The sequence below is a fragment of the Phormidium tenue FACHB-1052 genome (assembly GCF_014696675.1).
GTDB lineage: Bacteria > Cyanobacteriota > Cyanobacteriia > Phormidesmidales > Phormidesmidaceae > Nodosilinea > Nodosilinea tenuis_A.
Map to the genome: position 1 here is coordinate 116,286 of NZ_JACJQN010000016.1, position 12,664 is coordinate 128,949.

The following is a 12,664-nucleotide window of genomic DNA, read 5'->3' on the forward strand; positions in this document are numbered from 1 at the left end:
CCCCCTACCCCTGTAACCATGACGAATTTTTCCCCGGCTGTGGGAAAACCTTTAAGAAAATCCAGGTTTAGGACGCAGTCGGCAACAAGCGCTGGTGACGCCCTTTAACCTCCCGCCTCGCCCAGATTGGATGTCAGCTGCTCTGGGTAAAGCTCGCGGTAGAGGGTTTCCAGGTCGCCCCGGCGATACATGTGGCGGTTGCCCCGCCGTGAGGTGCGACGTTCACAGCCACGGGCATCGAGCTGTCGTTGCAGGTCAACCCGGGGGCAGTCAAACACCTTGACGGCATCCCTCAGGGGCACCCACTGCTCAGCAAACTGCTGCCGCAGGGCATCGTCAGAGGTGTTAGCCAAGCGCTCCAGCAGCAGGTTGGCCAGTAGCCAGCAGGCCTTGGTATCGGCTAGGGCGCGGTGCGATCGCCCCACGTCAAAGCCAAAATGTCGCACCAGCTGCGGCAAACTGCGGGAGGGCAGATCGGCCAGCAGCAGCCGCGACAAAATGACGGTGCAAAACTGCTGGGCTTCAGGGCGCTTAAACCCCTGACCCAGCCGTTGATACTCTGCCTGGATGAAGCTGTAGTCAAAGGCCAGGTTGTGGCCGGTGAGTACCCCCTGGTCGAGGGGCGATCGCAGCGCCTGCCACACCACATCGGCAGCGGTACCCTGCTCGACCATGGCGGTGGTAATGCCCGTTAGCCGCGTAATAGTATGCGGTACGCGCACATTGGCATTGACGACAAAGGATGCCTCGTGGGTAATTCCCTGGTCTAGGGAACCCTGCACCACCGCGATTTCGATCACTCTGGCTTCGGCTGGGCGAGACCCAGTTGTTTCCACGTCAACCACCGTCAGCAGTCCCTTAGACAGCTGGCGGTAGTAGGCCAACAACTGGTCTGTCAAGAGCGCAGATTGAGCAATGCCACCCACCGACACAGGAACCATAGGGCAATGACCACGGGGAACCCTCCTAAGGTGCCATATTTTGTCCGATGCCACCGCCCAGACCCTAAAAACTTACCCAGGCAACCTAACAGCTACCTGGGCTAAATCAATGGGTCGAGCCTATTCCGGTAAGACTAGCCAACCTTGCGAGACGCGGTTTCATCTACGGTGGGCTTGCGCCAGAGCCGGGCAAAGCGCTCCTTGATCACCAGCCACAGAAAGGGAAAATCGTCGACTAGGTAACGCTTCCACAGTCGCCCGGGCTCGGTGCTCAGGCGGTAGAGCCACTCCAGGCCCAGCTTGCTCAACAATTCTGGGGAGCGGGGCTTATTGCCCGCTTCGAAGTCGATGGCGGCCCCTACGGCCAGAAAAATATCAATACTGGGCAGTTGCTCGCAGTACTTGGCGATCCACTTTTCTTGCTTGGGTGCACCAACGCCTACAACCAGCACGTTGGCGGGCGACTGACGAATCATCTCTAGAATGCGATCGCACTCTGCCTCGTCCTTTTCAAACCCAAAAGACGGCGAGTGGGCCTGCACAATAATCTGCCGACCAATGCGAGCATTGATGCGCTCCATTGCCTGAGCCGCAATGCCATCCGCTCCACCCATCAAAAAGATTTTGATGGCCTCGTTATTGCGGTGGTGCTCACAGAACATTGGGAACAGATCCGACCCCGAAATCTTGGCCTTGAGAGGCGTACCCAAAAATTTAGAAGCAAACATTAGCACCTGGCTATCGCAGACGCGATAGTCGGCCTTGCTATAGGCCTTAACAAAGTCCATATCCTTTTGGAGCTTCATCAGGTGATCGACGTTGGGGGTAAACACTACGCCCTTCTTCAGCTGGCTTAAAAAGTCATTGACCGAAATGTTGTCGATCGGAATGCTGAGAATTTCGACCTGGGTTTGAATGCGCTCATACTGCTGTTTGCGCAGCTCTCGAGCGGTGGATTCTAGGGCGGCCTTACGAAACTGTCGATACAGCTGTTTGACATTTTCCGCTGGCACCGGCTGCCCATCTTGAACCGCTGCTAGGGAAGTACCCGCCGGGTCAATCAATGACAAATCGCTGGGCTCTAAGCCCTGCTCCACAACTGGATCAATAACGACTTCGTTGATCACAGCGGCGTCAATAGCTGATGTAACAACCTGTCCAGTAGACTGTGACTCCATAAAATTATCCAACTTCAAGAACCAGAGAGATATCGATTAACTAAAGCGCTTAGGTAACTGTTTGCCCGACGCCAAACTATCCCTATCGCTTGCTCAACCCTCGATGGCCCGTTGGGCAGATGCGACCGCTGCTATAAACTAGCTTAGTGTTATAGAAATAACTAGTCATCTCAGTATAATCACGGTATTTTATCGGGGTGCTTGCTGGTTGGGTGGTGGGAAGGGGTGACCCACCTCAACCCAGTGCGCAGATCTTCGCTTATTGTCTCAAGAGACTCACTCAGTCTAGGTCAGGGTGCGAGAAAGCACGGACAGCATCGACACAGTTCATAAAAGCTGAATACCTCTGTGAAGCTGACTTTGACTTCATAGCGATCGCAGGACGCAGGAACCTGAGGTAGTAGCGGCTCGGGCTGCTGTTCCCGCTATCCTTTAGAATTGCAGCAGTCTGACTAATGCTTTGGTGGTTCTGTACGGCCTTTCACCGAGTACAGATTAACCCCGGGGCGCTTGAAAACTGCCGTTACCTAATGCCCATGACCTCCCCTCCTCGCGATGTTCAGCTTTACGCTATGGCCGCAGGCACTACCGTACTGCGCTGCCGCAGTTGGAACCGCCTTCGGTTTGAGATTGAGTACGGGTTAGAGCGTGGCACTACGGCAAACAGCTATCTAATTCAGGCCGATCGCGTCGCCCTGATTGACCCCCCTGGTGAATCGTTTAGCGACATATTTCTGGCTGCCCTAGAGGGCCACATCGACCTCTCTCAGCTGAATTACATCGTTTTGGGGCATATCAACCCCAACCGGGTCGAGACTTTAAAGATTCTGCTGAAGCGGTTGCCAGATATTGCTGTAGTGTGCTCGAACCCTGCTGCCCTGGCTCTCAAAGACTTGCTACCCGAGGCCTCGCCCCACCTGCGGGTAATTCGCAGCGGTGACGATCGCCTCGATTTGGGCCAGGGCCATCACCTGCAATTTGAGCTGATTCCTACTCCGCGCTACCCTGGCGGGCTGGCCACCTTTGACCCTTACTCCCAGGTGCTGTATTCCGACAAGTTCTTTGGGGCTCACCGCTGCGACGATGCAGTCTTTGACCTCAGCTGGCAAGACCTGCTCGAAGACCGGCGCTACTACTTCGACTGTCTATTTGCGGCCAGTGCTCGCCAGGTGCTGGCCGCCCTGGGTAGGGTGGCCACCCTGCCCTTTCAGACCCTGGCCCCTGGCCACGGGCCGGTGGTGCGCTACAGCCCGCGAGAGCTGGTGCAGAGCTACCGCGACTGGGGGCAAGCTCAGACCAGTCAAGACCTTTCGGTGGCGCTGATCTATGCTTCAGCCTATGGCAACACGGCCACCATTGCCCAGGCGCTAGCTCGGGGTATCACCAAGGCTGGGGTGTCGGTGGAGTCAATTAATGCTGAGCAGGCTAGCCCCGATGAAATCAAAACGGCTGTAGAAGGCTCGGCTGGGTTCTTAATGGGGTCGCCTACCCTGGGCGGACATACCCCCACCCCCATGCAGACGGCCTTGGGTATTGTGCTATCGACCGCCTCCAAGACCCAGCCCGCCGGGGTGTTTGGCTCCTTTGGCTGGAGCGGGGAGGCAATCGATCTGCTGGAGGGCAAGCTCAAAGACGGCGGCTATAGCCTGGCCTTTGAGCCCATCCGCGTTAAGTTTAAGCCCACCGATGTCACCCTGAAATATTGTGAAGAGGTGGGTACTGACTTCGCCCAGGGGCTCAAAAAGGCCACGCGGGCAAAGCAGCCTCGCACCCCGGCCTCAGCGGTTGAGCAGGCCGTGGGCCGGATTGTGGGGTCACTGTGCATTGTGACTGCCCGCCATGGGGAGGTGTCGAGCGCCATGCTGGCCTCCTGGGTGTCTCAGGCTTCCTTTGCGCCGCCGGGCTTTACGGTGGCGGTGGCCAAAGATCGAGCGATCGAGTCGTTGCTGTACCCCGGCTATGGGTTTGTGCTGAATATTTTGGCAGAAGGGCGGCACTTGGGGCCGATGAAGCACTTTCTCAAACCCTTTGCCCCCGGCGAAGATCGCTTTGCCGAAATTGAGACCGAGGTGGCCGAGAATGGCGCACCGATCTTGACCGAGGCGATCGCCTACCTAGAGTGCACCGTCGAGCAGCGCATGGAATGCGGCGATCACTGGCTGGTATACGCTACGGTGCAGGCGGGCCGGGTATTGGATGGCAATGGTAAAACCGCCATTCACCACCGCAAAACCGGCACCCACTATTAAGCTGCGTGAACGACTGGCCCCGAAGTGGTTACGCCATAACCGAATATGCTACCAGTAGGGATACTGCCCAAGGGGCTGAGCGGCTTAACTGGAGACTGTTTCAGCTTGCCATGAAACCTAGAGCGTAGGTTCAGCGGGCGGGGCAAATTGGGTCAGGGTGCCGGGGTTTGGGTTCAGTGAGCCCAGGGAACCGGGGCGGTTGGGCATCCTATAGCCAACACCGCCAACCGTGACATAGGTTAACCGCTCACACAGTAAACCGCTTTAAAATCCCAAGGTTTATGCCCGTTGTTTCTCACTGCTCCGATCGCGACCAGACGTTGCAGTCGGCCTACCGGTTTTTAGATCGTCGGCTGGGTCAGGCGCGGCAGGTTCATCAGCCCCAGCTGGTGAACCTGAGTTTTGATATCCCTCCGGTTGACCCGCTGGTGGTGTTGGCCCGGCTGGCTCCCAGCAGCGATCGCCACCTGTACCTTGAAACCCCCGCCGCCCAGCGATCGGTGGTGGGATTTGGGGCTGCGCTGGTTTACGAAACTGCGGGTGCGCGCCGGTTTGCCCAAGCCCGCCGATTTATTGAGCAGTGGCGCAGCAAAACCCACCGCTACAGCGAAGCAGGGCCAGCTGCGGCCCTCAGTGGGGCCGATGGACCCCGATTTTTTTGCGCATTCACCTTTTTTGCCGACTCCCAAGATGGCGAGGCGACCTTTCCAGCGGCGACGGTGGTATTACCTCAGTGGCAGCTAGTGCGCCAGGGGGAGCAGGGCGTCCTGACGCTGAATTACCTGGTGACGGCAACCTCCGACGTAGAAACCATCATTGATGACCTGGCCAACCAGCTGCGCGCCGTAGAGCGTCTGGGCACGGCTCCCTGGCGAGATCCGCTGCATCCGGCTCGGCTGCCGGTACAGCCTGTGCCCGAGGCTGGCCAACAGTTTAGGACAGCTGTGGATCGTGCCCTGGGCTATATGACCCGGCATCCAGTGCAAAAAATTGTGCTAGCCCACGCCCTAGACTGGGTCAGCACTGAGCCGATCCAGCCTCTGGCGGCTCTAGGGCGTCTGCGGCAGCGCTACCCAGACTGCCACGTGTTTTCGGTGGGCCAGGGCAACGGTAAGACGTTTATGGGAGCCAGTCCAGAACGACTGCTCAGCCTCACCCAGGGCCAGCTGATCACCGATGCCTTAGCTGGGTCGGCACCTCGGGGGTCGGCACCATTCCAGGATGACTATCTCGCCCAGGGGCTGTTGCACAACCCCAAAGAACGGGGAGAGCACCGGCTGGTAGTAGAGTTTTTGGCCCGGCAACTGCGGAGCGTAGGGCTATGGCCCCAGTACCAACCTCGGCCTAAGGTACGGCGGCTGTCCAACATTCAGCATTTGCATACGCCGATGCGGGCCCGCGTGCCCCGCCATATTCACCCGCTGCATATCGTGGAGGCCCTGCACCCAACTCCCGCGGTGGCCGGGGTACCAACCCGCGAAGCCTGCGACCAGATTCTGCGCTTTGAGGATTTTGATCGAGGGCTCTACGCGGCTCCCTTGGGGTGGGTGGGAGCGAATGGCGACAGCGAGTTTATTGTGGGCATTCGCTCGGCTTTAGTGGCGGATACTTGGGTGCGGCTGTACGCCGGGGCTGGTATTGTGGCAGGGTCTAACCCCGATCGCGAGTGGGCAGAAATTAAGCTCAAGCTGCGCGCCCTGGGCGAGTCGCTGGTGTAGGCCCCTGCTGTTGATCCATGACCTTTGACTTTCGCAACACTAACGCCCTCTGGGCCTCGGTGCTAGTGGCCACACTGGCTCGGCTGGGGCTCAAAACCGCTGTAATTTCGCCTGGTTCACGCTCCACGCCGCTGACTGTAGCTCTGGTTAGCCATCCTGAGATTGAGGCGGTGCCAGTGCTCGATGAGCGATCGGCGGCATTTTTCGCCCTGGGCCTGGCTCGGCGGACCGGGCAACCGGTGGCTTTGGTCTGCACCTCCGGCACCGCCGGGGCCAACTACTACCCCGCTGTTATCGAGGCGCGAGAAAGCCGCATTCCTTTGCTGGTGCTGACGGCCGATCGCCCTCCCGAGCTGCGCGACTGTGCCTCGGGCCAAACTATCGATCAGCAAAGACTGTTTGGCACGTTCCCAAACTGGTATGCGGAGCTAGCGGTGCCCGTGGCAGAGCTGGGTATGCTGCGCTATCTGCGACAGATCTTAGGGCAGGCCTGGGGGCGATCGCTCTATCCAGTGGCGGGGCCGGTGCACCTCAACTGTCCCTTCCGCGACCCCTTAGCCCCCATCGCCGATGGCTCGGTAACGCACTTAAAAGACGAACTCAGCGACGACTTTCTAGCGGCGGTTGGAGTGCCAGCGCATGAGGAAGTCTCGACGCTAGGGATAGCTCTGCCCTGGCTGGAGACCTGGCGGACATGCGATCGCGGCTTAATCATCGCTGGCCCGGTCCAGCCCGTCGATCCGTTGGGCTACTGCAAGGCTGTTGCGGCTCTAGCCGACTACCTGGGCTGGCCAGTGCTGGCTGAGGGGCTATCGCCGCTGCGCAATGCGGCTGGGTTGAATGCTTCTCTGGTCACCACCTACGACCTCGCCTTGAGACAGCCCATCTGGGCGAAAGATCTGGTGCCTGAGCAGGTGATCCAGCTTGGTCCGCTGCCCACCAGCAAACGACTGCGCCAGTGGCTACAGACAGCCCAGCCTCGCCGCTGGGTCGTTGACCCTGGAAACACCAACCTCGACCCTCTCCACGGTCCGGTAACGCCCTTGTCCCTCAGCGTTACCACCCTGGCCCAGGTCTTGCCCCCGGTTTCAGAAGCGCGTCTGCCTGGTTGCTACCACGACCAATGGCTGGTGCTAGAGGCGGGACTGCGCCAACAGCTCGATCGCGCCCTGGCGGATTTGGATCAACTCTTTGAGGGCAAAATACCCTGGCTGCTGGCCCGCTCTTTACCGAAGGAAACTGCGGTAGTAATCGCCAACAGTATGTCAATCCGCGATGTGGAATGGTTTTGGCCACCGGGCGATCGCGCCCTGCGCCCCTACTGCAACCGGGGGGCTAACGGCATTGACGGCACACTGTCGACGGCCCTAGGCATCGCCCACGGTGGCCCGCCTGCGGTGCTGCTGACGGGCGATCTGGCCCTGCTGCACGACACCAACGGCTGGCTCAGCGTGCCGCGCCTGCGGGGTCATCTCACTGTGGTAGTCGTGAATAACCAGGGGGGCGGTATCTTTGATCAACTGCCCGTTGCCACCCTGCCCGTCCCTGGCGAACGCTGGTTTGAAGACTTCTTTACCACGCCCCAAACCGTCGATCTCAACCGCCTCTGCGCCGCCTACGGAGTAAACTACGAGCGAGTTGAAACCTGGAGCCAGCTCACGGCCAGCGTCAGCAGTTTACCTACCACCGGAGTCAGGTTACTGGAGGTACGGTGCGATCGCACCCAATCCCACAACCTTCGCCAGCAGCTCCTCACGCCCCCAGAGGCTCTATCAAACCTTTTGAACCAGAACCCTTAGACTACAAACCCGACCTTACTTGCCCTGATTTCCCTTCGCCTGGGGCAGCCAAAACGTAAACTCACTGCCCTGGCCCAAGGTGCTTTTGACCTCAATTTTGCCCCCCTGCACCTCCACCAAACGGCGGCAGATAGTGAGGCCTAGACCTGTACCCCCAGAATTGCGGTTGCGGGAGCGATCGGCCCGCCAAAATCGCTCAAACACGTAGGGCAAGTCTTCCTCAGCAATCCCAATGCCGGTGTCAGTCACGCTGACATAGACCCGGCCACCCTGAGCCCAGGCCTTGACTGTAACTGCGCCCTTCTCGGTGTAGCGCAGGGCATTGCCCAGTAAATTGATCACAATCTGCTCAATGCGGCTGGGGTCGGCGTGCACCAGAGGCAAATCGGACGGACAATGCAATGTAATCGTGACGCGATCGGTGCTGACAAACTGGTCAGCGAAAGGACGCACCAGCGCAGTCAGCAGTGGGCACAGCGCCACCGTTTGGGCCTGAATGGGTAGATAACCCGCCTCCAGCTTAGACAGCTCTTGCAGGTCATTGACCAGGCGCTGGAGGCGCGTAGTTTCTACCGCTAGCCGTTGATACAGTTCGGGCTCCGGGGCAACGGTGCCATCTGCCAGCCCTTCCAGATAGCCGTGGATGATTGTTAGCGGGGTGCGCAGTTCGTGGGTGAGATCGCCAATCAGCTCGCGGCGGTGCTCTTCCACGCCCTCTAGGTCTGCCGCCATGCGGTTAAAGCTGCTGGCCAACCGCTGAATTTCCAAAATTTCTGAGGGCGGCACGCGGGCGTTTAATCGGCCAGCAGCAAACGATCGCGTCACCTCCGTCATCTGATCGAGCGGGCGAATGATGCGCCGAGACACCAAGTAGCTCAAGCCCCCGGCGGTACCCCCACCCACTAAGATTGCCCACAACATGCCTCGGCTCCAGGCGGCCTCAAACCCCTTGACTAGCTGGGTACGGCGCTGCACGCTCAGCACCCCGTTTTCATAGCGCTCCAGGGAAACCACAAAGAGACGGGGAGTGTAAAGCCTGCCAAAGATGGCCAGAGCCAAAATGCCAATTCCCATCACCGCTAAGTGAGAGATAAAAAGACGACTACGAAGGCTAATCTTGGCCATAGTAAAGGGCAACCTTGGTTTGGCCCAGAGAGGAAACTCAGAACCCTAGGCTAGACCAAACTAGGCCGGAGTGTTTTGTAGGTCGGGCTTTTCTTCGGGCAGAATAGCGCCTTCCACAGGGCACACCTGGAGGCAAATCCCGCAGTCAATGCAGGTTGAAAAGTCAATCCAGTACCAGTCGGTGCCCTTGGTATTTTTGCCGGGGCCCTCGTGGATGCAGGCGACTGGGCAGGCGTCAACGCAGTCGGCGACGCCCTCACAAACGTTAGTCACAATGGTGTGGGCCACAATCTCTCCTCACGTACACAAAATAGTATCGGGAACTTGACGTTCCCCTGGGCAGACAGTTGGGGCTAACCCCAACTCTGTAACTCTCTTCCTATCAGAACTTAAGCCAGGGCTGCTGCCACCACCCACGTTAGTTCAGCGCTTCAATCTCTGGCAAGCCGTCAGGGCCGATCCAAGCGATGCGGCTAATGCGGCGCTGCCGGGCTAGAACGCGGGTAGTCGCAGGCGACTCGCCATCGGCTAGGTGCACCTCGGCCCGCACCAGACTGGCTGACGCTCGCAGGGTTTGGGCGTAAGTAAAGGCTGCTGCTGCTGCCTGGGGCGCGGTGGGCACCACCAGCCAATCGCTGGGGGGGGTATCTTGGGGCAGATAGCCCGTGGGCAGCAGCGCCTGGTGCAGGGCCTCGATATTTAGCACAAAGCCAATGCCCGGAAACCCCTGCCCCTGCCCCTGAAAGACACCCAGTAGGTGGTCATAGCGGCCCCCTTGCCCAAGCACCTGGCAGCCCTGCTCAGGGCCAGTGACCACCTCAAACACCAGCCCAGTGTAGTAGTCAAAGGGTTGAATGAGGCTGAGATCGAGCGTCAGGGCAGGGGCGGGGCGTTGGCTCCCTGGGGCCAACCGCTGACCCTCGCCGCCTGGGTTGATCACGTCTCGTACCAGGGCAATGAGCGACTTAAGCCGCTCTACCGCTGTCTCGGCCTCGGCCTCTAAGGCCAACTGCCCCAATGCCTGAAGCACGTCCTCTGGGTGCCCCCGCAGGTCGAGCAGGTGCAGGGCATGCCGGTGCAGGTCAGGGGATAACCCTATGCCATCGAGGGCTACCCGGTCGAGGGCAGCGAGGGCCTGGCGCACAGCCTGGCGTTGGTCGGGCGCAAAGGGGGTGAGCAACGCCTGGGTGAGCTGGGCATCGCCCAATATTAGGCACCAGGAGTCGAGGGCAAGGCTATGGAGGCAGTCCAGCAGCAGCAACACGATCTCGGCATCGGCCACCGTTGCTCCGGCCCCGAGTAGCTCGACTCCGGCCTGGTAAAACTCCTGTTGGCCCCCGTGACTGCCCTGGGTGGCTTGGCGAAACACGTTGGCGTTGTAGTAGAGCCGCTGGGGATAAGTCACTCTAGCCAGGCGGGTGACAGCGGTGCGGGCAATCGAGGCGGTCAGCTCAGGCCGCAGCCCCAACCGCTTACCCGCGACGGGTTGAAGCTCAATCACTGCTTCTTGATCGATGGCTCCCCCAGCCATTAGGGTATCCATCCGCTCTACGGTGGAGGTGATAATGCGGTGGTAGCCCCAGCGCTGAAATACCTGTTCTAGGCGATTCTCAATCCAGTATTTCTGGGCGACATCGAGGGGTAGTAGGTCGCGCGCCCCAGCAGGAGGTTGGTAGGTCATTACTTCTTCTTGCCTCCAAACAGGCCAAAGAAGCCACCTCCCTGATTGGCCGATTTGGGATTAGAGGCTTTGGCATTTCCTCCCTTAGATTGAGCGGTTTGGGCTGACCCAGTGGTAGACCCACCGCTAGCTTTTTCTACCCGAGCCTGAACGGATTGCGCTCTTTCGTCATTGGGGTCAATCTCGAGGGCGCGTTTAGCGTGGATGCGGGCCATGGTGTTCTGACCGGCTTTGAGATAAATCGCCGACAGGTAACTGTGGCACTGAACGTTATTGGGATAGGCTTTGACGGCTTCCCGCAGCTCTAAAATGGCCCGGCTATAATCGCGGTTTTGATCGTACTCCTGGGCTCGGTTAACGTAACTCTCTAGAATAGCCGCTTGATTTTGCCTGGGCGTTGGCACTGTCGTTGTGGGGCTGCTAGGGGCGGCATTGGGTCGCGGTTTGGCGGCGCTGGCGGGGGAACCAGCCGACGGGCCATCGTTGGCGCTGCTGCGGTACAGATAGATGAGGTTGAGCTCACTCAGTTGGCCGATTACCCCAGTCACGTTCTCCAAGTCGTCGAATTGGCTTTCGGCTAAGCTGCTAACGGCTTTACGGTAGGCCGCATCGGCATGGGGAGCTTTGAGCAGGGTTTGAGCTTCTGTAGAACTAACTGTAGGTGCTGTGCCGACTTGGCGCAGGGACTGCCCTTTGAGCTTGAGCATAATGCCATGCTCAGTGCTTGATTTTTCTTGGGTCAGGGCCTCGTAGGCGGGGTTGACCAACTTGGAGAGAACGTCACTGGCCCGCTGGGCATCAATAGTAGTGGATCCAGACAAACTGTCGGGATGCAGCATGCGGGCGATCGTTAGGTATCGCTTGCGCACGGCCTTAGCATCAGCGGTTACTGGTACTCCCAGCACAGCGTGATGATCATCAAAGTCAAGTTGAAACAGCCCTTGATCTGGTTTCATGGTCACTTACCCGAGGGACGACTCAGGGAGCAATAAGACATTAATTAAATTCTTTTCACTCTACCCAGCCAACCTCAGTTTAACCATCCCCTGGTTCTTTTAGCGGCTTGAGGCCAACTAGAACCGCAGATCGGGTTGCGAACTGGCTAGGTGAGGGATGGTAGCACTAGCGGCTGAACTTTTCCAAGGGTCTGGCTCATGGCCCTATGAATCTGGCCGTTAGTGGCCAACAGTCGCCCCGACATCACGTCTAGCGGCGAACTATCGTAGGCGGTCACCTGGCCCCCAGCTTCTTGCACGATCGCAATTCCAGCAGCGATATCCCAAGGCGACAGCCCTCGCTCCCAATAGCCATCCAGGCGACCGCAGGCGACATAGGCGAGGTCAATGGCGGCAGACCCCCCACGGCGCACCCCTTGGGTGAGGTGGGTGAAGTGGCAAAATTCGGCGTAGTTGTTGTCGGGGGTTTCGCGGCGATCGTAGGCGAAGCCGGTTACCAGCAGACTCTGGGCTAGCTGATCCGTGGTCGAAACCCGGATTGGGCTGCGGTTCAGGGTGGCCCCTAAGCCCCTTGCTGCGCGAAAGAGGTCGCGGTGAATCGGGTCATAAATCACCCCCAGCACCGGCTCTCCCTCAGCTAGCAGCCCGATGGACACCGCACAGAAAGGGTACTGGTGGGTGTAGTTGGTAGTGCCGTCGAGGGGGTCTATGGCCCATAGAAGGTCAGTTCCTCGGTCTCTAATCACGCCGGACTCTTCAGCTAAAATGCCGTGGTCAGCGGGCAGGTGCCGCTCTAGTACGGCCATAACAGCCGCCTCTGCGCCGCGATCGGCTTCGGTGACCAAATCGCCAGACCGACCTTTTTCGTCAATGGTGGTGAGGTTGCCCCAGTGGTGCTGGAGCACCGCTCCGGCGGCTAGGGCAGCCTCGGTGGCGCTGTCTAACCAGCGTTGTAAATCAGACTCGGCAGGAAGAGACATGGAATTAATCGTTGGGGTTAATCGTTGGAGCAACTCA

At 59.0% G+C, this 12,664-nt stretch carries 10 protein-coding genes; 3 read left to right on the top strand and 7 right to left on the bottom strand.

Features of this window, described 5'->3' with window-relative positions; genetic code table 11:
- Positions 1 to 104 precede the first annotated feature (104 nt).
- Positions 105 to 941: a 3'-5' exonuclease gene (locus tag H6G07_RS20220; RefSeq protein WP_073610095.1), complete on the bottom strand. Its 837-nt coding sequence runs from the start codon at positions 939 to 941 to the stop codon at positions 105 to 107.
- A 134-nt stretch (positions 942 to 1,075) separates the two neighbouring features.
- Complete coding sequence (locus tag H6G07_RS20225) at positions 1,076 to 2,119, bottom strand: WecB/TagA/CpsF family glycosyltransferase (RefSeq protein ID WP_199312281.1); 1,044 nt, start codon at positions 2,117 to 2,119, stop codon at positions 1,076 to 1,078.
- A 536-nt stretch (positions 2,120 to 2,655) separates the two neighbouring features.
- Here H6G07_RS20225 and H6G07_RS20230 point away from each other — a divergent pair.
- The 3 genes from H6G07_RS20230 to menD all read left to right on the top strand — a co-directional run bounded on the left by H6G07_RS20230 (position 2,656) and on the right by menD (position 7,885).
- Positions 2,656 to 4,368: a diflavin flavoprotein gene (locus H6G07_RS20230; protein ID WP_073610139.1), complete on the top strand. Its 1,713-nt coding sequence runs from the start codon at positions 2,656 to 2,658 to the stop codon at positions 4,366 to 4,368.
- Between the two features lie 281 nt (positions 4,369 to 4,649).
- Entirely contained in the window at positions 4,650 to 6,086 is a 1,437-nt protein-coding gene (locus H6G07_RS20235; RefSeq protein WP_073610096.1) for an isochorismate synthase, read from the top strand.
- A 17-nt stretch (positions 6,087 to 6,103) separates the two neighbouring features.
- Positions 6,104 to 7,885 (top strand): 2-succinyl-5-enolpyruvyl-6-hydroxy-3-cyclohexene-1-carboxylic-acid synthase, encoded by a 1,782-nt coding sequence (gene menD / locus H6G07_RS20240; RefSeq protein ID WP_073610097.1) that lies wholly within the window; start codon positions 6,104 to 6,106, stop codon positions 7,883 to 7,885.
- A 15-nt stretch (positions 7,886 to 7,900) separates the two neighbouring features.
- Here menD and H6G07_RS20245 read toward each other — a convergent pair whose 3' ends face one another.
- The 5 genes from H6G07_RS20245 to H6G07_RS20265 form a co-directional block, all read right to left on the bottom strand.
- Positions 7,901 to 9,010, bottom strand: coding sequence for a sensor histidine kinase (locus H6G07_RS20245; protein WP_073610098.1), 1,110 nt, complete (start codon positions 9,008 to 9,010; stop codon positions 7,901 to 7,903).
- 60 nt (positions 9,011 to 9,070) lie between these two features.
- Entirely contained in the window at positions 9,071 to 9,298 is a 228-nt protein-coding gene (locus H6G07_RS20250) for a ferredoxin family protein (RefSeq protein WP_073610099.1), read from the bottom strand.
- Between the two features lie 130 nt (positions 9,299 to 9,428).
- Positions 9,429 to 10,691: an ATP phosphoribosyltransferase regulatory subunit gene (locus H6G07_RS20255; RefSeq protein ID WP_073610100.1), complete on the bottom strand. Its 1,263-nt coding sequence runs from the start codon at positions 10,689 to 10,691 to the stop codon at positions 9,429 to 9,431.
- The gene (locus H6G07_RS20260; RefSeq protein ID WP_084173422.1) at positions 10,691 to 11,647 is read right to left on the bottom strand and encodes a J domain-containing protein; all 957 of its coding nucleotides are present in this window, start codon (positions 11,645 to 11,647) and stop codon (positions 10,691 to 10,693) included. Before H6G07_RS20260 ends, H6G07_RS20255 begins: the two co-directional genes overlap by 1 nt.
- 146 nt (positions 11,648 to 11,793) lie before the next feature.
- Complete coding sequence (locus tag H6G07_RS20265; protein ID WP_073610102.1) at positions 11,794 to 12,627, bottom strand: inositol monophosphatase family protein; 834 nt, start codon at positions 12,625 to 12,627, stop codon at positions 11,794 to 11,796.
- Positions 12,628 to 12,664: the final 37 nt, after the last annotated feature.